We start from the raw sequence: 21936 nt of genomic DNA, 5'->3' as shown, positions 1-21936 counted from the left end.
CTCGCCCATGCGGCGAGCGATTTCTCAGGCCAGGGCCCGCAGGGTGCCGAGCACGCCGTGGCGGTCCAGGGAGCGCGACCACTCGGCGATCGCGGCGCACAGCTCGGCGTCGTCGGCGAAGCCGGGCGGGAACACCTCCTCCAGCGCGAGCAGCGTCCGCGGCGAGGAGGCGGCCGCGCGCAGCCGGTCGGCGAGCGGGTCGTCCAGCGGCAGCGGGCTGCCGTCGTCGGCCTCGCCGCGCGCGAAGCGCATCCAGGCGGCCAGGACGAGCGCGGCGTAGCGGGGCACGGCGCCCGCCGCGCGGCGGTCGGCGATCGTGCCCACCAGGCGCTGCGGGAGCTTCTGCGAGCCGTCCATGGCCACCTGCAAGGTGCGGTGGCGCAGGGCCGGGTTCGCGAAGCGCCGCAGGACGCTCTCGCCGTACCCCTCGACGGAAACGCCCTCCGGTGGGCTCAGCGTGGGCGCGATGTCCGCCCGGATGAACGCCTCCACCAGCGGGCGCATCCCGGGCAGGGCGAGGGACCGCTCGATGGTGGGCACGCCCGCGAGCGCGCCGAGGTACGCCAGCGCCGAGTGCACGCCGTTGAGCACCCGCAGCTTCAGCCGCTCCCACGGGGCGACGTCGGCGGTGAGGATGGCGCCGGCGCGCTCCCACGCCGGGCGGCCGCCGGGGAAGTCGTCCTCGACGACCCACTGGCTGAACGGCTCGGCCGCGACGGCGGCGCGATCGACCAAGCCGAGGGCCGCCTGGGCGGTGGCACAGGTGGCGTCGGTACTCGCCGGCACGATGCGATCCACCATGGTGGACGGAAAGCTCACGGATTCGACGACGGACTCCCCCAGCTCCGCGGTGACCAGCTCGCGCAGCCGCCGCCCGTTGCCCGGCAGGTTGTCGCAGCTGACCAGGGCCAGCGGCGCGCCGGTGGCGGCCCGGGCCCGCAGCCCGCGCACGAGCAACCCGAGGATCGCCGAGTCGGGGCGGTACGCCTTCTCGGTGACGGTGAGCGTGACGACCCGGATCCGCGGGTCGGCCAGCCGCGCCTCGACGGCGGCCGGGTCGCTCGCCGCGTGCAGCAGCTCGGCGTGCACGCCGAGGACCCGCGGCCGGACGTCGGCGCCGTCGAGGGTCAGCACGCTGTAGAGCCGGTCCTGCTCCAGCAGCGCATCGAGCACGTCGCGGGAGCGGGGCGCGACCGCGGCGATGGCCCAGTCGCCGCCGGCCGCGGCGATCGCGTCCTCGGTGTAGACGGCCTGGTGGGCGCGGTGGAACGCGCCGAGCCCGAGGTGCAGGATGCCGGTGCCGGCCTCGCCCGGGCGGATCGCCGGGCGCAGCGCGGGATCCAGACCGTCCACGGTGGACCGGCTCAGGCGCTCCATGCGGGCCCTTCCGGGAAGGAGTACCGCGCCACGGACTCCGGGCGCAGCTCGACGCTGTAGCCGGGCCGCTCCGGGAGCAGATAGCGGCCGCCGGCGATGCGGACCGGGTCGGTGAAGTGCTCGTGCAGGTGGTCCACGTACTCGATCATCCGCCCGGAAAGCGACCGCCCGACCCGCAGGTAGTCGAAGAACGACAGGTGCTGCACGTACTCGCACAGCCCGACCCCGCCGGCGTGCGGGCACACCGCGACGCCGAACTTCGCGGCCAGCAGCAGCTCGGCGAGCACCTCGCCGACGCCCGCGACCCGGCAGGCGTCGACCTGCATGACCCCGATCGCGCCGGCCTGCAGCAGCTGCTTGAAGATGACCCGGTTGGCGGCGACCTCGCCGGTGGCGACCCGGCACCGCTCGCCCAGCGCCCGCTGGATCGCGGCGTGGCCGAGCACGTCGTCGGCGTGGGTGGGCTCCTCGATCCAGTACGGGTCGAAGGCGACCAGCCGCTCCATGTTGGCGATCGCCTCGCCGACGTCCCAGACCTGGTTGGCGTCCATCATCAGCAGCGCGCCGGGGCCGATCTCGGCGCGGATGATCCCGGCCCGCCGCACGTCGTCGTCGATCGGGCCGCCGACCTTCATCTTGACCGCGGTCCAGCCGTCCTTGACCGCCTGCCGGGTGAGCGCGCGAACCTTCTCGTCGTCGTAGCCGAGCCAGCCGACGGAGGTGGTGTACGCCCCGAAGCCGTGCTCGCGCGCGTGGGCCAGCCGCCCGGCGTAGCCGTCGAGGCCGGCGTCGAGGATCGCGGCGGCCTCGGCCGGGGTGAGCGCGTCGGCGATGTGGCGGAAGTCGACGGCGGCGACGAGGTCGGCGGTCGGCAGCTCGGCCAGCAGCCGCCACATCGGCGCCCCGGCCAGCCGGGCGCGCAGGTCCCACACGGCGTTGAGCAGCGCGCCGGCCGCCATGTGGATGATGCCCTTCTCCGGGCCGAGCCAGCGCAGCTGCACGTCGGCGGTGAGGGTGCGGGCGCCCTCGGCGGTGCACAGCGCCTCGACGTCGTGGCCGAGCACGTGGTGGCCCAGCGCCTCGACGGCGGCGCAGGTCAGCTCGTTGCCGCGGCCGTTGGTGAAGGTCAGCCCGAAGCCCTCGGTGCCGTCGTCGGCGCGCAGCACCACGTAGGTGGCGGAGTAGTCGCCACGGTTGATGGCGTCGGAGCCGTCACCGGCGGCGGCGGTCGGGAACCGCACGTCGTGGACGGCCAGGCCGGTGATCCGGGTCATCCGGTTGCTCCGTTGCGGACGGTGCGTCGGTAGACGCGCTTGGGCAGGTGGTAGGCGAGGTCGGCGATGGTCTCGGCGGCCTCGTCCAGCGGCAGCCGGTGCTCGGCGACCAGCCGGGCGAGGAAGCCCGCGTCGACGCGCCGGGCCACGTCGTGGCGGACCGGGATGGAGCAGAACGCGCGGGTGTCGTCGACGAACCCGGCGGTGTTGTAGAAGCCGGCGGTCTCGGTGACCGCCTCGCGGAACCGGCGCAGGCCCTCGGGGCTGTCCAGGAACCACCAGGGCGCGCCGAGGAAGACCGCCGGGTAGCCGCCGGCGAGCGGGGCGAGCTCGCGGGTGAAGGTCGTCTCGTCCAGGGTGTACAGCACGATGCGGAACCTCGGGTCGGTGCCGAACTCGTCCAGCAGCGGTCGCAGCGACCGCACGTACTCGGTCGGGCTCGGGATGTCGCCGCCCACGTCGCGGCCGTGCCGGGCGAAGAGGGCGGTGTTGTGGTCGCGCACCGCGCCCGGGTGCAGCTGCATGACGAGCCCGTCGTCGACCGACATCCGGGCGAACTCGACGAGCATGTGGGCCCGGAACCGCTCGGCGTCGCCCGGCTCGGCCCGCCCGCGCAGCGCCCGGCCGAAGATCGTGGCGGCCTCGGCCGGGGGCAGCGCGAGGGTGGCCGCGGTGGGGTGGCCGTGGTCGCTGGAGGTGGCGCCGGCGGCGATGAAGTCATACCGCCGCTGCCGCAGCCGGTCGAGGAACTGCGCGAAGGTGGCGGCGCCGAACCGGTCGATCCGCTCCGCCCAGCCCGGCCAGTCGAGGTCGACCAGGTCGTCGGGGCGGAACGTGGTGATCACCCGCCCGCCGGGCCCGCCCCACCCGTCGGCGGCGAGCTTGGCGTGCTGGCCGAGGTCGGACAGCGGCGACTCGGTGGTGGCCAGGACCTCGAGGTTGAACCGCTCGAACAGCGCCCGCGGCCGGAAGTCCGGCCCGGCCAGGCGCTCGGCGACCGCGTCGTAGACCGCGTCGGCGGTCGCCGGCCCGAGCGGGACGCCGACACCGAAGACGTCGGCGAGCACCCGCTCGATCCACAGCCGCGACGGGGTGCCGCGGAAGAGGTGCCAGCGCTCGGCGAGCAGCCGCCAGATGGTGCGCCCGTCGGTCTCCACCGGCGTGCCGTCCACCGCCAGCACGCCCAGCGCGGCGGGCGGCACGCCCTGGCTGGCGAGCATCCGGGTGACGTAGTGGTCGGGCACGACGATGAGCCGGGCCGGGTCGGGAAACGGCCGGTCGTCAGCGAGGATCGCCGGGTCGACGTGGCCGTGCGGGCTGATCAGCGGCAGGTCCTTGGCGTGCCGGTAGAGCTCCCGCGCGATGGCGCGGACCCCCGGCTCGGCGGGCAGCAGCCGGTCGTCATCCATGGGCGATCCCAACCTCATTCTGCAAAGGTTTGCAGTACGACTATGCCCATCGGCCGCGGATATGGTCAATAGGCTCGTTGACATGGCGGCAAACCTTTGCATAGCTTCATCGGGTGCCCGCCACGATCCGAGATGTCGCCCGCGCCTGTGGCGTGCACGTCTCCACCGTGTCGCGCACGTTCTCGGCGCCGCACCTGGTCAACCCTGGCACGCGCAGCCGCGTGCTGTCCGTCGCGGAGAGCCTCGGCTACCGGCCCAATCCGGCCGCCCGCGCGCTGATCACCGGCCGCACGCACAACATCGGCCTGATCGTCGCCGACATCGCCAACCCGTTCTTCCCGCCGCTGATCAAGGCCGCCGAGTCGCAGGCCCGCGAGCGCGGCCACCACCTCTTCGTCGCCGACACCAACGAGGACCCGGCGGTCGAGGCGGAGCTCGTCCACGCCCTGGCCAAGCAGGTCGACGGCGTGCTGCTGTGCAGCCCGCGGATGAGCAACGAGCAGATCGGCGAGCTGCGCCGGGACGTGCCCCTGGTGGTGGTCAACCGTCCCGTGGAGGGGCTGCCGGCGGTCGTCATGGACGTCGCCGGCGGCGCCCGGAGCGCGATCGAGCACCTGGTCGCCCTCGGCCACCGCGACCTCGCCCTGCTCGGCGGCCCGCGCGGCTCGTGGTCCAACCGGGAGATCCGCCGCGCCGCCACCGCCGCGGCCCGGGCGGCCGGTGCCACCCTCACCCCGCTCGGCCCGCTGCGGCCCACGGAGGCGGCCGGCGCCGGCGCCGCCGAGGCGGTGCTGCGCACCGGCGCGACCGCCGTGCTGGCCTACAACGACCTCATGGCGATCGGCCTGCTGGAGGCCCTGCACGACCGGGGCGTGCGGGTGCCCGGCGAGCTCAGCGTGGTCGGCGTCGACGACATCGCGCTCAGCCGGCTGGTCCGCCCCCGGCTCACCACCGTGGCCACCCCGACCGCCGCCGCCGGCCGCGCCGCGGTCGATCTGCTGCTGCACCACGACGAGGACCACCGCGCGGCGGCCCTCGTCACGCTGCAGACCGAGCTGATCGTCCGCGACTCCACCGGCCCGGTGTTACCCGACGGTAGGGCGATTGAGAACGGATGAACATGTCATCATTCCTGTCTGTTCCGGTCCTTGTCCGCCGTTGCCGTAGCCACGCAACCAGCCGCACGGTTAAGCTGAGGTGCTCAGCCGGTTATGCGGACACATTGACCGGTTTCACTAAGCCGCTGCGCTGAGCGCGACCTTGAAAGCAGCACTTGGAGGGCGGCAGGCGTGTCCCAGGACGGCGAGCCCGCGTACGCAAGACGCGGCGACGGCCTGAAAATCGCATTCGAGGTCACCGGCGCCAAGGACGGTTTTCCCGTCTTTTTGATGCACGGCACGCCGGGCAGCCGAAAAGGCCCCAAGCCCCGCGGCATCGCGCTCTATCGCCAGGGCATCCGGCTGATCAGCTACGACCGGCCCGGTTACGGCATGTCCGACCGGCGCGAGGGTCGCGACGTCGCCGACGCGGCCAACGATGTCGCCGCCGTGGCCGGCTTCCTCGGCCTCAAGCGGTTCGCGATCGTCGGCCGCTCGGGCGGCGGTCCGCATGCGCTCGCCTGCGCCGCCCATCCGGCCGTGCGCTCCATGGTGACGCGGGTGGCCGTCCTGGTCAGCTTCGCCCCGTGGGACAGCCCCGACGTCGACTGGTACGACGGCATGAACGAGGACAACGTGCGCGGGTTCGGCCGCGACGCGCCGGACACCGCGACGGTCGAGGCGGAGATCGCCTGGCGGGCCAAGCAGGCGGGGCAGGACCCGTATCACCTGATCCGCCACCTCATGGAGCAGATGCCGCCCAAGGACCTGCAGACGATCAACCAGTATGCGCTGCGCCGCAAGATCGTCGAGTCGCACGGGGAGGCCCTGCGCACCGGGCCGTACGGATGGATCGACGACGCGCTCGCGCTGCGCCGCGACTGGAAGTTCGATCTGGCGGCGATCGACACCGATCAGATCAAGGTGCTCATCTGGCACGGCGCCCACGACACCTTCGCCCCGGTCGGTCACGCGCACCTGCTGCACCAGGCCATTCCGGGCGCCACGATGCAGGTCGACCCGCACGCGGCGCACTTCGACGCGATCGAGGTGCTGCCCCGGCTCCTGCCGTGGCTGATCCAGGGCTCCGAGCCGGCCCGCACGGGGGCCCTGATCGGCGCCTCCTGACCCGCGCCGGCCGGGCACCGGTCCCGGCCCGCAGGCCCGATCAGTACCGGTGCGGGTCCAGGACCCGGCGCACGTAGCGCCCGTCCCGGAAGGCCACCACGCTCGGGTGACGCTGCCCGATCCGGCTCGCCAGCAGGTCGGTGACCGTCGCCCGCTCCGGGCTCGCCGAGCCCCCGTCGCGGCTCTCCCGGCTCAGCGCCGCATTGCCCCGGCTGCGGATGGTGTCGGGGTGCTGGTCGCCCAGCACGCGGGCCATCCGGCGCACCACGTCGTCGATCATCGCCCGCCCCGCCTGGGCGTCACCCAGCATGATGGTGAAGACCGCGACGTTGTTCGCGGCGGCCATGGCCGAGGGATGCTCCGCGCCCAGCAACTGCTCCAGCGCGGCGGCCGCGGCCGCGGCCAGCGTGTGGGCGGCCTCCCGGTCGGTCTCCCCACGGCTCTCGTCCCAGGCGGCCACGGCCCGGTTGACCCGGCACGCCAGCACGTAGGGATGCTCGCCGCCGAAGGCTCGGACGAAGATGTCCTCCGTCGCGGTCGTCTCGGTCAGCGCCTCCGCGGTCTCCCGCCGCAGCTGCATCGTCGCGGCACGGGCGAGGCGGGCCAGCCCGGTCTCGGGGTGGCTGGGGCCGGACTCCTCCTGCATGCCGTGGAAGGCGGTGTCGAGCAGGTCGGCCGCCTCGTCGAGCTCGCCGGCGCCGCGCAGCGCGCCGGCCAGGTTCACCTGGGTCATGAGTGCCTCGCGGGAACGGTTGCCGTAGAGGTCCCAGTAGCCGTCCAGCACCGTGCGCAGCAGGTCCACCGACTCGCGGTACTCCCCGGCCTCCCGAAGGTCGCTGGCGAGGTTACCGGCCGACAACAGGGTCCGCGGGTGCCGCCCGCCGACCGACCGGTTCCAGCTTTCGTAGGTGGCCCGGTCCAGCTCCATCGCCCGGCGGAAGTCACCCATCAGCCGGTACGAGGCGGCGAGGTTGTTCGCCAGGATGAGCGACTGGCGGTCGTCGGCGCCGAACTCCTGCACCGAGGTCTCGTAGGTCTGCATGTCGCGGCGCAGGGCCTCTCGGTAGCGGCCGAGCGCGCGCAGGTCGCCGCCGTAGCCGTTGGCGGTCGACAAGGTGTGCGGGTGCGCCGGGCCGATCAGCGCCTCCTGCTGGCGCAGCGTGTCCTCGCTGAGCCCGCACGACTCCTCGAAGCGGCCCAGGCTGCGCAGCAGGTTGGCCCAGTTGAAGCGCAGGTTGAGCAGCTGGACCAGCAGCGAGCGGCGGCGCGGGTCGTCGGCCGGCATCGCCTCCAGCTGCGCGGACCAGGTGCGGTCGGCCTGGCGGGCGTAGCGGACGCCCTGGTCGTAGCCGCCGAGCTGCCAGATGTAGCGGACCCGGTCGATCACCAGCTGGCGCACGTCGTCGTCGGGGCTGTCGACGGCGTCGGAGTGGTCCAGGTGCGGCCATAGGATCCGCAGCCGCTGCTGCAGCGTCGGCTCCTCGACCTCGCCCGGCGGGCGGGACTCGACCAGGATGCGGTGGACCTCCTGGCGGACCTCGGCCGCCTCCTGGTCGCTCATCCGCTTGCGCAGGGCGGCCTGCAGCAGCTGGTGCACCTGGATCAGCCGCAGCTGCTGGTCGAGCTTGATCAGGGCGAGCCGGTTGAGCCGCTGGACCAGGCCGACGGCGATGTTGCGCTCGCTGACGCGGTCGGCGAGCAGCGCGGCGACCGCCGGGTCGCGGCCGGCGATGATCCGGGCGACGGGATCGCCGTAGAGCAGGTCGAGCGAGATCTCCGGGGCGAGCACCGAGGTGAGCTGCAACAGCCGGAACGCGCCCGGCGAGTCGGCCTCGAGACGCCCCAGCGACACGTCCCAGACCGCCTCGATGTCGTCGCGCCGGACCGGCACGGCGCCCGCCTCCTCGCCCAGGGGGGTGAGCCCGGCATCGCCCGCGCCGACGGCCGGCACCGGCTGATACCGCCGCAGGTCCGCCAGGTATTCGGCGACCGTCACGTCGGGGTCGGCGAGCCGAGCGCCGGCCAGCGCGACGAAGAGCGGCAGGTTGGCGACCGTCCGCGCCACCTGCTCGGCCTCGGGACCGGTGATCCGGTCCGCGCCGACCCGGTTCGTCAGGTGATCGATGCTCTCGACGAGCGCGAACGGCCCGACCTCGACGGTCGTCAGGGACTCGCTGAGGTTGGGCTCGCGGGTGGTGACGATCACGTGGCCGTTGCCCTTGGGCAGATAGCCCTCGATGTCGCGGTACTCGTTGACGTTGTCGAACACGAGCAGCCAGCGGGCCTGGGCGCCGCCGCGGTCCAGCCACTGCCGGACCGCCCGGACCCGGTCCGGGATCGCCGGCTGGCTCGGCAGGCCCAGCTCGCGGCCGAGATCGCTGAAGCCGACGTCGACGAACTGCGGCGGGTAGGCGGTCACCCACCACACGACGTCGTAGGCGCCGCGGAAGCGGTGGGCGTACTCGAGCGCGAGCTGCGTCTTGCCGGTACCGGGCTCGCCGTGCACGGCGACCACGCTGCCGGGGCCGCCGGCGCGCAGCCGGGCGCGCAGGCCGCGCAGCAGCTCGGCGCGGCCGGTGAACCGGGTGTTACGGCCGGGCACGTAGAACGCCTGCTGCGCGTCACCCGGGAAGCGCGGCAACCGGCCCTGGCGGCCCTCGGTCCGCTCGGCGCCGACGAGGTCGAACAGCCGCCGGGCCGCCCCCGCCGCATCCTCGCCAGCGATGGAGACCGAGTTGTCCGAGGTGGTGCTCAGCGACCCCCGGGCCTCGTCGAGCAGCACCACCAGGGCGTCGGGGTCGAGATCCATGCCGTCGTATGCCTGCGACACCAGCGCCAGCTCGCGCGACGCGGTGTGCGGCAGCGCCCCCTCGCCCTCGGCCACGCGCACCTCGGCGGCGGTAAGCACGCCCTGCGCCCACTCGGCCCAGGACTGGTCCGCCGGGGAGTACCGCAGGACGATCACCTCGTCGGCGACCTGCATCTTGCGGTTGAACTTCGCCATGGTCTGCTGGCGCAGGGCGTCGCTCATGGGCCGCAGCGACCGCACCCGGTCCCCGGTGATGTATCCGGTCAGCGTCTCGTAGGCGGCCAGCAGCGTCCGCCGGGCGCCGGGCGGATCGCCGAACGTGGCCAGGATCTCCTCGTAGGCGTAGAACTCGCGGTACGGCACCTCGACGGTGAACCAGTAGTCGCGCCGCTCGTCGTCGGTCATGCCGCTCGGCAGCGGGCCGAACTGGCGCCGGGCGAAGGCACGCCCGGCGTCGACCTTGAACGTCTCGCCGTCGCCGACCCGCATCGGGACCGGCAGCACGCGGCGGGAGCGGGCGCGCGGCTCGGGCTTGTCGTAGTTGGCCACCCGCTTGGCGACGTCCGCGGCGCCCTCGATGCCCTGGTAGCTGAAGGTGAAGCAGTCCACCAGCACGTCGGGCAGGTGCAGCGTGCAGATGTCCGCCACGTCGCTCAGCCCGGTGCGGCTATCGATGAGCACGTAGTCGTAGCGGGCCTTCATGTTCGCGCGGAGCGCGTCGAGGAACTCGTCGCCGCCCGCGTCGAAGAACGCGTCCCAGTCCATGCCGGCGACGGTCTTGTCGTAGTCCAGGTTGTGCCGGCCGGCGAGCATGATGTCCAGGCCGCCGCCGGGCGGGAAATGGTCCCAGGCGATGGAGAAGGCGTACTTCTCGACGCGGGCGTACTCGCGGTACCAGTCCTCGGGCCGGCCCGGCGCCTCCTGGGTCGCCGCCCACTCATACTCGCCGAGCAGGTCCACCGTGCCGCCGGTGGTCGCCACCTGGCCGCGGTCGAGGAAGGGCCGGAAGAACCGGTGCAGGCCGGGGGACTCCAGGTCCCAGTCGGCGACCAGCACCCGGTGGCCGCTGGCCGCGAGGATCCAGGCCACGTTGGCCAGCGCCATCGTACGGCCGGTGCCGCCCTTGTACGAGTAGAACGTGATGACCTGACCATCGCGCTGCGTCATCGATCCTCTTCCGTTCGGGGCGGTTCCTCGGCACCGGCGCCCGAGCGCAGGCTCGGCCGGCTGTCGGTGAGCTTGCGATCCTTGGGCATCTGCTTCAGGTACTGGTTACGGGCCCGGAACACCGCCAGCGACACGAACCGGTCCAGCTGGTCGAGGTGCCGGACGGTCTCCGCACCGCGCAGCTTCGCGCCTCGCAGGATATCGAGCACGCCCGCGCGTGGCGGCGCGCCACGCTCACCCGGCAGGATCACCGGCACGGCCCACGGCGGCAGCGCCGCGATCCCGGGGCGCAGGGCGGCACCGTCGGCCGTGCCGTCGACCAGCACCACGAGCGGGCCGGGCCGGATCGGGGCCGCGCCCGCCAGCTCGACGATCTCGGTGGAGACGCCCAGCCGCTCGGCCGTCTCGGCGACATACCGGGCCACGGGCAGGGCGTGGCCGATGTCCTCGTACGGATGCCAGCCGGAGCCCTCCGAGGGCGGCAGCACGCCGACTCGCAGCAGCGGATCCGGCGTCGCGGCGACGCTCTGGCCGGCGGCCGGGTCGCCCAGACCGGCCTCGGTCGCCACGTCGCGCGGAGCGGCCTCGGGACCGCCGGCCTCGGCGGCGGCCGCGCGGACGATCAGCCCGGCGAGCGCCCGCACGATGGCGCGGTACTGCTCCTCGTAGGCGTCGAGCTGGCACATCATCCGCAGCCCGTTCTGCGCATACGACTCGGCGTACCCCTCCGCCTCGGTGCCGGTCAGAATCTCCCGGGCCACGTCGAGCTCCGGCCGCGACTCCCAGGGCGGCAGCGGCGTCCACAGGACCGGCACGATGCGCCGGGCCACGGCCGCGGCAGAAAGGCCGTCGCCGGCGAGCCGCTGCTGGAAGGAGCGCCGCTCGCCCAGCGCCCAGTCGTTGACGAAGTAGAGCGGGGCGTACAGCGGCACGAAGACCCGGGCGACGTCGAGCGCGCCGGCGCGGGCCAGGCGCAGGTCGACGCCGGGCGCCAGGAGGCCGGCGAAGAACCCGGCGCCGAGCCCCGGCCGCCGCTCGGCGTGGCTCTCGACCGCGGCGCCGAGATCGGTGAAGAACTTGCGCACCCAGTAGTCGCGGTCGTTCGCCACCATCTCGGCCGCCGGCAGCGACGGGCGGGCGTAGCTGAGGAAGAACAACGGGTCTTGCGCCGGCGCGGTCACGTCGTGCCGCCGAAGTCGGAGCGCAGCGACCGCAGGTCGGCCGGCACGTCCGGCTCGATCCAGCGCTCGTGCCTGGCCTGGACGATCCGCTGCGCCAGGCGCCAGGTCGCCGCGCTGAGGTCGCCGCGCCGGTTGCCGATGACGATCAGCCCGAACATGCCTTCCTCCTTGTACCTGGCCTCGATCCGCTGCCCGGGCAGGCCGGTCGGGCTGAACCGCTGCAGCGCAGCGATCCGTTCGGGAATCGGGGTGTCGTCGTGGATGACGTTCCAGATCACCGGGATCACCGACGTCCGGTTGCCCGCATCGGGGACCTTGGGGTTGACCAGGACCTCGCGGCGGGTGAAGGCGTCCCACTCCCGCGCGCACCAGACGCTCTTGAGATACCGCTCGGACAGCAGCGGCACGAACACCTGGCAGTGGCCGACCGCGAAGGCCAGCTCCTTGGCCCATTCCTCGCCGCCGTCGAGCGAGCGGTCGATGAACCCGGGCTCGCAGCCGGGCTCCAGGGCGACCAGCTCGTAGACGTACTCGGACAGCTCGGCGTAGAAATCGAGCACCCGCCGATTGGCGTCGCGGCCGCGGCCGGCCGCGGTGCGTCTGGAACGGGCGTAGCTGAGGAAGAACAGCGGTGCGCCGGGCGCCGGCTCCGGCCATTCCTCCGTCACACGTGGCTCCCGCTCAACACTGGCGCTGATGAGGATCAACCATATCGACCGACCGCACTCGGAAGGTATCGCGACACCGGCTGCACGGCGGGGTTCGTCCATCCGATACGAGAACCGGCCGAACGGCCAGCACATCACCAGCCGTCCAGCGTCTCGCGCATGCGCCGGACGAACTGCCGCCCGTCGGGGGTGAGCGCGGCGCTGCGCATGAGCTTGCCGGTGGCGTCGGCCACCCACTCGCGGTGCTGCAGGAACCGCTCGCGGGCCGCCGGGCCGGCCCGGCTGCGCCAGACATCGGCCACGGCCAGGAACGCGTAGGTGCCCTGCAACAGGCCCTCCACCGGGCGCGGGTCCGGCCGCCACGGCACGGAGACCGTCTCACGGATGGCCGGGTCGAGCAGCTCGCAGGCGTCCATGATCGCACCGAGCTTGAGGTGCTGCACCTCGTGCACCAGCAGCAGGGCCAGCGACGCGTCGTCCGGCGCCGGGGCCACGGCCACCGCGCCGAACGCCCGGCGGGCGGCGGCGCTGCGCAGATCGCCGCCGGGATCGGCGCGCAGCGGCACCACGGCGCGCAGGGTGGCGCGGATCCCCGGCAGGTACTGCGGCGTCTCGTCCGCCACCAGGCGCAGCGCGCCGTCGAGCCGCTCCGCCCACCGACGCACCTCCGGGCGGTCCAGGCGGGCCGTCACCGGCAGGTCGAAGCAGTCGCGGTACGGATCGGTGTCCTCCAGCACGATCTCCAGGCCCCCCGGGCGCAGCCGGTGCGAGCGCAGCCAGGCCGGGTCGCCGGCCACTTCGCCGTCCACAATGGACAGCCCGATCCGGTCCGCGCCGGTCGCGGCCTCCAGCGCGCCGAGCGAGGGCAGCACGACGAGGCCGTCGCGCACCGGCACGATCAGCTCCGCCGTGGCCCCCGCCGCGACCGCGACCGCCGCCGCCACGCAGGCCAGGAACCACAGGTCGAAGCCGGGCTCGTCGACCGTCGCGGCCCAGCGCCGCACGAACGGGTGGGCGAGCACCTGCCGCGCGGCGGCGGGGTGCTCCCGGTCAAGGCGCAGCAGCAGCCGCCAGGCCGGCGCCGCCGCGGGATCCGCATCGGCCCGCGGACCGAGCCGGGCCAGGTGGGCCCGGACGATCCGCTCGTGCATCGCGGCGAGCCGGGCGGCGGAGGCCGCCGAACCGGTGCCGGTCCCGAGGTCTTCCAGGACCGCGTCGGGCAGGCCGACCGGGCGGGGCCGGAGCCGGCCGATCAGCTCCTTGAGATCGGCGCAGTATGCCGAGGGATTGTCGAACCCGCCGCCGGTGCGGTAGCGGTGCGCGAAGTGACCGCCGCCGCAGTAGCGCACCACCTCGCAGCTGCGGCAGGTGGCGCAGAGCCCGGCCAGCCCAGCCTGCCGCACGGCGATCAGCGGATGCGCGGCGACCTCGTCGACGGTGTTGCCGAACACCGACAGCCCGGTGTCCGGCGCGCCGGCGTACGCCGACTTGAGGGCATCGACCTGCTCGAACGTGCCGTCCGCCTCGATGACGACGAGCGCCGCCGGGCTCAGCCCGACCGCCTCCGTGCTGCTGGAGCCGCCGGCGAGCACCGAGCGCAGGGAGTCGAGCAGCCGGATCCCCACCGGCCGGCCGGTGCCGACCCAGCGGTCGTGCACCTCGAGCAACCACTCGGCATACGGGGCCGCCCGGCCGTCCGGGCGCCGGGGCGGACGATCCCAGTTGGCGTGGGGCAGCAGGAAGTCGATCTGCGGCGGTTCCTCGAGCCGCAGCGCGTCATAGACCGCGACCGGATCATTGGCGAGATCGACGGTGCACAGGATGCCGGCGTAACACTCGCGGTACTCCGGGCGGCGCAGCAGGGCCAGCGCGTCCCTCACGGCCTGATGACTGCTCCGTCCGGCGGGGAACAGGCGATACCGGTCGTTGGCCGCGGCGTCGCCGTCGAGCGAGATGCCCACTTTGATCTGGTGTGCGGCGAGAACGTCGCAGATCTCCTCGGTGAGCAGCACCCCGTTGGACTGCATCCCGAGTTGGAGCCGGTCTCCGATGACCTTGCGCAACCGCCGGCTGATGTCGTCGAGCCGGGCGGCCCCGGCCAGCAGCGGCTCCCCGCCGTGCAGGATGACGGTGACCGCCTGCAGATCGTGCGACTCTGCGTGATCCGCGATGCGCTGCGCCGCGCGGTCCACCGTGGACGGTGTGATGAACCGCGGCCGATGACGCCAGCTCTGATCCGGGGAGTTGTAGACGTAACAGTAACTACAGGCCAGGTCGCAGCGGCTGGCGACCTTCAGCACGAACTGGCTGATGGCGCCGTCGCGGGCGGGCGGCGGCACGCCGAGGAATCCAGGTCAGACCGTCGCCGAACCGAAGCGCGCAACCGGGACCGCGGCCGCCGCGTCGTCGTCCGTCTTGCAGTCGTTGAACCGGACGAGGTTGTCGGCCGCCACGGGGTTGATCTCGTCGAGCGGCGTCAGGTGGATCTCGTCGAGCAGGACCGAGCTGTTCGCGTTGTCTTGCACGTGCGTCCCCCCAATAGGACTCGAAGGCCGTCCGCGTGTGACGGCCCTCGATAAGCATAAGAAACACGCGGCGTCGTGTCACCGGTACGTTGCGCCGTCTTCTTTCACCATCTTGGCCATCCAGCCGTCGTTGGACAGTGAGATGATCCGCTCGACCTCGGCGACGAACGCGGCGTCGCCGAACGCGTCGGGCGTCGACTGAACGGTCCGCAGCCACTCGAGATGTTCCGCGGTCCGGGCGTACTCCAGCCGCTGCTCCTCGTACTGCTGGGCGGCGCCGTAGCCGGTCACGGCGGTCGTGGCGGTGGTCGCCACGCCGATCCACACCACCACGCCCGCCGGGTCGCCGAGGACGGCTATCGCGGCCGAGAGCACCGCCCCGGCGACGGTCAGGGCGGTGGCGCCGACGCGCACGCGGATGCCGTAGCGGGCCATGCGGCGCGCCTGCGGCCGGTAGTACTGCTCGACCTGCGCCTCGAGCCGGTCCCGGACATATGTGTCGACGTCGTGGATCTCCGGCAGCGGTCGATCCCGCGGCTCCAGCCCGGCGGTGTGCCCGGTCAGATCGTCGGCGTCGTCGGTGCACTGCCGGTGCCGGTCGAGCAGTTCGCGATCCCGGTCGGCCGTGTTGTAGGGCGCCACCGCGGCCAGGTAGCGGTATGTCTCGGCCTTGAGCGCCTCGGACACCGACCGGAGCCTGGTCCAGGCCTGGATGCGCCGCCGGCTTCCGCCCTGCGCGGCGAGGGGCACGAGCGCGAGCGCCACCGCCGCACCGACGGCCAGACCCTGCGCCACGTGCCGGTGAGCGGAGCCGACCTGCGCCGTGGCCGCACCGAGCACCGCCGCGACGGCCGTGAGCCCGCCCAGCGCCCGGCGGGCGAACACGACCCCGCGCTTGGCCGCGGCCGCGGCCTGTGACCAGACGTTCTGCTGTTCCCACACGTAGGTCACGCCCACCCGGGCCCCGGAATCCTGCACGCCCGGCATCATAGGCCCATCCCGGCGCCGCGAGCCGCGCTCGCCGCGCGCCCGATTCGCCCCCGCCGGGGCGATGCCGCGGCCGGTGTGCCTCAGGCCGCGGCGAACGGCACGGTGTCGATGCCCAGGGCCAGGGCGACCGCGCCCAGGGCGGCGGCGCGCCGGGACAGGGCGCTCTGCACCACCTCCACCGCCTCGGCGGCCGCGGCCAGGGCGGTCTCGGCCAGGCCGCGCTGCAGGGGCTCGCGCAGCAGGTCGGTGGCGGCGCCGAGCTCGTCGCCGAGCAGGACCCGCTGGGGGTTGATGAGGTTGACCAGGTTGCCCAGGGCGTAGCCGAGCTGGGTGCCGGCGTCGATGATGAGCCGCCGGCAGCCGGGGTCGCCGGCGTGTGCGTATTCGACCAGGCCGCCGAGGTCGTGCAGCTCGGGGTGGGTCTGGCGGGCGTGGGCGAGCAGGGCGCGGCCGCCGGCGACGAGCTCGAGGCAGCCGCGGTTGCCGCACCGGCAGACCGCGCCGCGGGCGTCGAGGGTCACGTGGCCGAGCTCGCCGGCGGTGCCGGCGGCGCCGCGGTACAGCCGGCCGTCGAGCACGATGCCGGCGCCGATGCCGGTGGCGAGCTTGACGTAGACGAGGTCGGTGCAGCCGCGGCCGGCGCCCCAGACGTACTCCCCCAGCGCGGCCAGGTTGGCGTCGTTGTCCACCCGCACCGGCAGGCCGAGCCGGGCGGTGAGCTCGCCGGCCGGTTGCAGGTCGGCCCAGCCGGGCAGCATGGGCGGGGAGCCGATCCGCCAGTCGCGGGTGATCGGGGCGGGCACGCCAAGGCCGACGCCGACGACCTCGTCGCGGCCGGCGCCGATGTCGGACAGGGCCGCGTCGACGAGCCCGACGGCGAGCTCCATGGCGTCCAGCGGGCGGTCGTCGATGTCGAAGTCGGTGCGGGCGGCGCGCTCGGCGATGACGGCGTGGCCGAGGTCGGCGACGGCGACCCGGACGTGGCGGCGGCCGATGTCGGCGCCGACGGCGATACCGGCCCGGCGGGTCAGCTGCACGACGGAGGCGGGGCGGCCGCCGACCGGGCGGGCGGCGGCGCCGGTGCGCTCGCTGATCAGCCCGGCCGCGCCGAGGTCGGTGAGCGCGGCGGAGACGGTCGGGCGGGACAGGCCACTGAGGGTGACGAGCTCGGCCCGCGTGCGGGGGCCGTACAGGCGCAGCGTCTCGGCGATCCGCCGGGCGGTCCCGCCCAGATCGCGGCGCCACAGGTCGCGGGGATGCGTCTGCTGCGCCGCCACGGCGCGTAATCCTGCTGCCAAGGCGGCAGTTCAGTCAAGTACTTACCGAACCCCCTGCCCGCGCGGGGTGTCCGCGCGGGCAGGGGGCCACCCCACTAGCTGTTCCAGACCTGGAAGCCGGAGATCTGGCCGGCCGGCCAGCCGGTGTTCGACGAGATGTTCAGCCGGAAGTACCGCTGGCTGGTCGCGCCGAACGTGATGGTGACGGTGTTGGCGGAGCCGGGCGCGAACGTGTAGTCGGCCGCGGCCTTGACCTCGGTGAAGGTGCTGCCGTTGGTGCTGCCCTGGACCTGGATGTGCTGGACGCGCTGGCCCCAGCTGGCCGGCAGCTGCAGCACGATCCGCGACGCGCTCTGCGCCGAGCCGAGGTCGACCTGCACCCACTGCGGGAACGCGTTGTTGGCGCTCTCCCAGTAGGTGTTCTGGTCGGCGTCGGTCACGTTGCCCGAAGCGTACGTCTGGGTGTGGCTCGACTCCGCGGTCGGCTTGCCGGCGGCCAGGTTGGTCGCCGTGCCGCCCGCGCCGGTGCCGCTCAGCGCGACCGTGGTCGGGCTGTTGTTGGCGTTGCTGGTCAGGGTCAGCGCGCCGGTGCGGGTGCCGCTCGCGGTGGGCCGGAAGCTCACGTTGACCGCGCAGGACCCGCCGACGGCGATCGAGCCGCAGGTGTTGGTCTGGCTGAAGTCGCCCGAGGTGCTGACCGCGGAGACCGTCGCCGCCGCCGTACCCGTGTTGGTGATCGTCACCGCCTGTGACGCGCTGGTGGTGTTCAGCGCCTGCGAGGCGAAGGTGAGCGCGGACGGGCTCGCGCTGAGCACCGGCGCGTTGGTGGTGCCGCCGCCGCTCGGGTACACCTCGAGCTCGGCGACCTGGCCGGCCGGCCAGCCGGTGTTCGCCGTGATGTTGATCCGCACGTACCGCACGCCGGTGGCCGGCACGGTGATCGCCACGGTGTTGCCGGTGGCCGGGTCGAAGGTGCGGCCCGCCGACGCCGACAGCGTGCTGAAGTTGCTGCCGTCGGTGCTGCCCAGCACGGACAGCGTCTGCGTGCGGGTGGCCCACGCGGTGTCCGGCGGGAGCTTCAGCGTGACCTTGCCGATGCTGGTCACCGCGCCCAGGTCGACCTGGACCCACTGCGGGAAGGCGTTGTTGGCGCTCTCCCAGTAGGTGGCGGCGTTGCCGTCGGTGGCGGTGGCCGGCGCCTGCGTGGCGTTGACCTGGCTGCTGGCGGTGACCGGCTTGTTCAGCGCGATGTTGGTGTCGGTACCGATGCCGCTGCCGGACAGGCCGACGACCGCCGGGCTGTTGTTGGCGTTGCTGGTGACGGTCAGCGACCCGGTGCGGGTGCCGGAGGCGGTCGGCCGGAACGTGACGCTCACCGTGCAGGAGGCGCCGGCGGCGATGCTGCTGCCGCACGTGTTCGTCTGGGTGAAGTCACCCGATGCCGCGATGCCGGAGACGGCCGCCCCGGTGGTCCCGGAGTTCGTCAGGGTCACGGTCTGCGCCGCCGCCGAAGAGCCGACGACGGTACCCCCGAAGCTCAGGCTGCCCGGGTTGGCGTTCACGATCGGGCCGGGGGCCACGCCGGTGCCCGACAGGGGCACGGTGTTGGTGATCCCGGAGGCGGTGATCGTGAGGTTGCCGGTACGGGAGCCGTTCGCGGTCGGCCGGAACGTGACGCTGACCGTGCAGGACGCGCCGGCGGCGATGCTGGTGCCGCAGGTGTTGGTCTGCGCGAAGTCGCCGGCGACGGCGATCGTGCCGACCGAGGCCGCGCCGGTGCCGGAGTTGGTGACCGTGACGGTCTGCGCCGCGCTGGTCGAGCCGGTGACGACGGAACCGAAGCCCAGTGCGCTCGGGCTGACGCTGATGCTGGAGCCGTTGTCCGGCAGGTACGGCGGGAACGCCGGGTTGGTGATGTTCTGGCAGGCGGTACCGCTGATCCCGCTGTTGCCGCCGCCGTCGGTGAGGGTGAACCCGACGCCGCAGTTGTAGATCGCGGCCGGGGCCTGCGTGCCGGTCGCCGTCGAGTTGCTGATCTTCGCGGACCCGCCGACCTGCTCCTGGACGACCCAGGTGCCGGTGTTCTGGATCGTCGCGTTGTTGATCTGCACGTTCGTGATGCTCGAGCCCGAGACGAAGTGGATCGCCTCGAACGGGCTCTGCTGGATCAGGATGTTGTCGACGTTGACCAGCCCGCTCATGGCCGCGTCGCGGGCGTCGAACCACAGCGCGCCGACCCCGAAGTTCCAGTTGGGGTCGAGGCTGCCGGAGCGGATGATCGTGTTGCGCAGCACGTCGGTGCGGCCCAGCGGGGTCGAGGTGAACCGCTGCGCGACGTGGATGCCGCCGCCCTGGGACAGGCCGGCGTCGATGACCCGGTTGTCGGTCACGAAGTTGTCGTGCCCGCCGTAGACCGCGATGCCGTTGGCCAGGATGGGCAGCTGCACGGTGTTGTGGTCGAAGGAGTTGTTCGTGTCGGCGTTGTGCTCCGCCCACATGGCCAGCCCGTCGTCACCGGCGTTGCGGACGTCGCTGTTGGTCACCTTCGAGTTCGTGACGCCGTTGTGGAAGTTCACGCCGTCGGCGGTGTAGTCGCGCAGCCGCATCTGGTTGAGCACCAGGTTGTCGAACGGCCCGTCGAGCCAGGCGCCGACCTTGGTGTGCTCGATCCAGACCCGGTCCACGGTGGAGTTGCTCAGGGCGCCGCCGATGCCGTTGACCTGGTCGTCGTCGACGCGCTCCTGGACGTTGCCGAAGATGGCGAAGTCGGACAGGTGCACGTTGGTGCTCGGCGTCGGCGCGGAGTTGCCGTAGAAGCCGATGCGGTCGCCGGTCGTGCGCGAGCGCCACATGCCGGCGCCCTTGATGGTGACGTTGTTGACCGCGATGTGGCCGAGGATCTTGAAGGTACCCTCGGGAATCCAGACGGTGCCGCCCGCTCCGGCCGACGCGATGGCCTGGTTCATCGCCGACGTGGAGTCCTGCACGCCGGTCGGGTCCGCGCCCTTGCTGGTGATCGACACCGATCCGGCCGGCTGAGCCAGGGCCGGGCCGACGTTCTCGAAGTCGGCGAAGTCGATCGTGTACGACGACGCGGTCGAGTCCGAGTCCACCTGCAGCCGGAACGTGGTACCGGCCGGGTAGGTGGTCGGGAACAGCCGGTTGACCTCGTCGTAGAAGTGGTGGGCGTTGCTGCCCGGCGTGTTGGTGAACGGGTAGCCGCCGTAGTACCAGCTGTAGGCGTTGGTCAGGGTGAAGTTCGTGCTGCGGGTGCCGTTGATGTAGAGCGACAGCGGCGCCGTGTACACCGAGCCGCTGCCGGTGTCCGGGATGCTGTAGCGGAACACGATCGAGTTCGTCGTCACCGGGGTGGTGAACTCGACGTACTTGCCGCTGCCCTGCAGGGTCACGGCCTTGCGGTAGGACGCCTCGGCGGGCAGCGTGTTGTACGCCGCGCTGGGCCCGATGATCGTGCCGTTGGTCGAGGCGTTCTCGGCCTGCACCTCGACGTAGGGCAGGGTCGCGCCGACGCCGCCGGTCGCGGCCGCCAGGGCCGGGGTCGCCACGGCGACGGCCACGCCGGCCGCGGCCAGCGTCGCGGCGCCGACGAGGGCGGCGGTGCGCGCCCTCGGTCGCTTGGTTCGGATGAGCCGGAGCATGGTCGCTCACTTTCGACGAGCCGGGCGTACGACCCATCGCCCGGCGGCCCCGGTTGGCGGGATCGGTGGCCGTCGGTCCGTTGGCGTCGGTGTGGAGGGGTCGGCACGGCGGGGGTTGGGGGCGGCCGGGTTGGGGTCGGCCGTTCGGGCGGTACACCGGTCGGCGGTTTGGCGGTGCACCAGGGACCGTAACCCGGCCCACACGGGAGCGCAATATCGGGACACATCGTTGTTGGATTCTTACCGTGCGCCGCAAGAGCATGACGGCGCCGCGTTCGCCTAGGTCAGGGCGGCAAGGCGGTCGGCGACGGCGAGCGGGGACGGCATCGCGGCGATCTCGGCGGCCAGGGCGGCGGCGCGGGCGGCGTAGCCGTCGTCGCCGAGCAGCTTGGCCGCCTCGGCGCGGACCGTTTCGGCGCCGCGCCCGCGGAACGGCACGCTGCGGGCGGCGCCGGCGGCGGTGAGCCGGTCGGCGATCGCGAACTGGTCGCACATCTGCGGCATGAGCAGTTGCGGGCGGCCGATGGTCAGGGCCGCCATGGAGCTGCCCGAGCCCCCGTGGTGGACGAACAGCGCGCAGGTCGGCAGCACCTGGTTGTGCGGGATCCAGCCGATCCGGCGGGCGTTCGCGGGGAGGTCCGGCACATCGTGTACCCCCGCACCCGAGACGACCACCTCGACGTCCAGCTCGCTCAGGCCCCGCAGGGCGGCGGCGAGGCCGTCGACGCCCTCCGGGATCGGCACGGTGCCCATCGACACGCACACCCGCGGCCGGGGCGGGGGCGTCAGCAGCCAGTCGGGGACGGTGCAGGCGGCGTTGTACGGCACGTACCGCATCGGCGTCCCGCCCGGCACGGCGCCCAGGCTCGGCGGGCAGGTGTCGACCGTCAGGGCCGGCGGGTCGACCTCGGTCCCGCCGTACAACCGCCGCAGCCGCCCCTCCACCCGGCCCAGCGCGGCCCGGTGGATCGGCTCGGGGACGGGCAGGCCCCAGTGCTGCAGCACCCACGGGATGCCGGCCCGGGTGGCGGCGAGCGGGCCCGCGTACTCCACCGGCTCGGTCACCACCAGGTCCGGCCGCCACGCGCGGACCAGCGCGCCGACGTCGTCGCGGGTGCGTTCGGCGATGGCCACGAACACGTCGAGGTCGAGCTCCTCGTTGCCGCCGAGGTCGAGCCCGGCCGGCCACAGCTCGAAGAACGACGCGTCGCCGCCGACCACCGCCGCGGTCAGCCCGGCCCGGCGGACCTGCTGGTGCAGCGGCCTCGGCACGGCGACGAGCACCTGGTCGCCGCGCAGGTGCAGGGCCCAGGCCAGCGGCACCATCGAGAACAGGTGCCCGGGGGCCGGGTTCATGGTGAACAGCACCCGCACG

Annotated in this window: 14 protein-coding genes; 2 read left to right on the top strand and 12 right to left on the bottom strand. The window is 73.3% G+C overall.

The genetic code is table 11. The features are described from left to right. Nucleotides 1-24: 24 nt before the first annotated feature. Genes ACQPXD_RS16425 through uxaC form a run of 3 tightly spaced genes read right to left on the bottom strand, consistent with a single transcriptional unit; the run spans nucleotide 25 to nucleotide 4060 of the window. Complete coding sequence (locus ACQPXD_RS16425) at nucleotides 25-1377, bottom strand: mannitol dehydrogenase family protein (RefSeq protein ID WP_432839263.1); 1353 nt, start codon at nucleotides 1375-1377, stop codon at nucleotides 25-27. After that, nucleotides 1365-2651, bottom strand: a complete 1287-nt coding sequence (locus tag ACQPXD_RS16420) for an enolase C-terminal domain-like protein (protein WP_432839261.1) — start codon at nucleotides 2649-2651, stop codon at nucleotides 1365-1367. The genes ACQPXD_RS16425 and ACQPXD_RS16420 overlap by 13 nt, the downstream gene beginning before the upstream one ends. Continuing rightward, complete coding sequence (uxaC, locus tag ACQPXD_RS16415; RefSeq protein ID WP_432839259.1) at nucleotides 2648-4060, bottom strand: glucuronate isomerase; 1413 nt, start codon at nucleotides 4058-4060, stop codon at nucleotides 2648-2650. Before uxaC ends, ACQPXD_RS16420 begins: the two co-directional genes overlap by 4 nt. Nucleotides 4061-4173: 113 nt before the next feature. Here uxaC and ACQPXD_RS16410 point away from each other — a divergent pair, with 113 nt between their 5' ends. After that, the gene (locus ACQPXD_RS16410; RefSeq protein WP_432839257.1) at nucleotides 4174-5178 is read left to right on the top strand and encodes a LacI family DNA-binding transcriptional regulator; all 1005 of its coding nucleotides are present in this window, start codon (nucleotides 4174-4176) and stop codon (nucleotides 5176-5178) included. A gap of 270 nt (nucleotides 5179-5448) precedes the next feature. Next, nucleotides 5449-6285, top strand: coding sequence for an alpha/beta fold hydrolase (locus ACQPXD_RS16405; protein WP_432839255.1), 837 nt, complete (start codon nucleotides 5449-5451; stop codon nucleotides 6283-6285). Nucleotides 6286-6325: 40 nt separating this feature from the next. Here the strand turns inward: ACQPXD_RS16405 and fxsT are convergent, their stop codons facing one another. The 9 genes from fxsT to ACQPXD_RS16360 all read right to left on the bottom strand — a co-directional run bounded on the left by fxsT (nucleotide 6326) and on the right by ACQPXD_RS16360 (nucleotide 21935). Next, a complete protein-coding gene (fxsT, locus tag ACQPXD_RS16400; RefSeq protein ID WP_432839253.1) occupies nucleotides 6326-10261 on the bottom strand; it encodes an FxSxx-COOH system tetratricopeptide repeat protein in 3936 nt (1311 codons plus the stop codon). Continuing rightward, nucleotides 10258-11442, bottom strand: a complete 1185-nt coding sequence (locus tag ACQPXD_RS16395; protein WP_432839251.1) for a TIR-like protein FxsC — start codon at nucleotides 11440-11442, stop codon at nucleotides 10258-10260. The genes fxsT and ACQPXD_RS16395 overlap by 4 nt, the downstream gene beginning before the upstream one ends. After that, a complete protein-coding gene (locus ACQPXD_RS16390) occupies nucleotides 11439-12110 on the bottom strand; it encodes a TIR-like protein FxsC (RefSeq protein ID WP_432839249.1) in 672 nt (223 codons plus the stop codon). Before ACQPXD_RS16390 ends, ACQPXD_RS16395 begins: the two co-directional genes overlap by 4 nt. A 134-nt stretch (nucleotides 12111-12244) precedes the next feature. Further along, nucleotides 12245-14410 (bottom strand): FxsB family cyclophane-forming radical SAM/SPASM peptide maturase, encoded by a 2166-nt coding sequence (locus tag ACQPXD_RS16385; protein WP_432843870.1) that lies wholly within the window; start codon nucleotides 14408-14410, stop codon nucleotides 12245-12247. Nucleotides 14411-14464: 54 nt separating this feature from the next. After that, entirely contained in the window at nucleotides 14465-14635 is a 171-nt protein-coding gene (locus ACQPXD_RS16380) for a hypothetical protein (protein ID WP_432839247.1), read from the bottom strand. A 78-nt stretch (nucleotides 14636-14713) separates the two neighbouring features. After that, nucleotides 14714-15613 carry a DUF4231 domain-containing protein gene (locus tag ACQPXD_RS16375; protein WP_432839245.1) on the bottom strand — a complete coding sequence of 300 codons (900 nt, stop codon included), beginning with the start codon at nucleotides 15611-15613 and terminating at the stop codon, nucleotides 14714-14716. A gap of 92 nt (nucleotides 15614-15705) precedes the next feature. Further along, complete coding sequence (locus tag ACQPXD_RS16370) at nucleotides 15706-16902, bottom strand: ROK family protein (RefSeq protein ID WP_432839243.1); 1197 nt, start codon at nucleotides 16900-16902, stop codon at nucleotides 15706-15708. Between the two features lie 95 nt (nucleotides 16903-16997). Continuing rightward, a complete protein-coding gene (locus ACQPXD_RS16365; protein ID WP_432839241.1) occupies nucleotides 16998-20561 on the bottom strand; it encodes a choice-of-anchor D domain-containing protein in 3564 nt (1187 codons plus the stop codon). Nucleotides 20562-20840: 279 nt separating this feature from the next. Further along, nucleotides 20841-21935: a nucleotide disphospho-sugar-binding domain-containing protein gene (locus ACQPXD_RS16360; RefSeq protein ID WP_432839240.1), complete on the bottom strand. Its 1095-nt coding sequence runs from the start codon at nucleotides 21933-21935 to the stop codon at nucleotides 20841-20843. Between the last annotated feature and the right edge of the window lies 1 nt (nucleotide 21936).

Source organism: Dactylosporangium sp. CA-092794 (assembly GCF_050948465.1).
Lineage (GTDB): Bacteria > Actinomycetota > Actinomycetes > Mycobacteriales > Micromonosporaceae > Dactylosporangium.
This window is presented reverse-complemented; position numbering and strand designations above follow the sequence as displayed.

Excerpts from the sequence above, each read along its gene's own strand:
- ACQPXD_RS16420 (WP_432839261.1), bottom strand. The coding sequence starts at position 2,651 with ATGACCCGGATCACCGGCCTGGCCGTCCACGACGTGCGGTTCCCGACC.
- ACQPXD_RS16365 (WP_432839241.1), bottom strand. The coding sequence starts at position 20,561 with ATGCTCCGGCTCATCCGAACCAAGCGACCGAGGGCGCGCACCGCCGCC.
- ACQPXD_RS16425 (WP_432839263.1), bottom strand. The coding sequence starts at position 1,377 with ATGGAGCGCCTGAGCCGGTCCACCGTGGACGGTCTGGATCCCGCGCTG.
- uxaC (WP_432839259.1), bottom strand. The coding sequence starts at position 4,060 with ATGGATGACGACCGGCTGCTGCCCGCCGAGCCGGGGGTCCGCGCCATC.
- fxsT (WP_432839253.1), bottom strand. The coding sequence starts at position 10,261 with ATGACGCAGCGCGATGGTCAGGTCATCACGTTCTACTCGTACAAGGGC.
- ACQPXD_RS16405 (WP_432839255.1), top strand. The coding sequence starts at position 5,449 with ATGCACGGCACGCCGGGCAGCCGAAAAGGCCCCAAGCCCCGCGGCATC.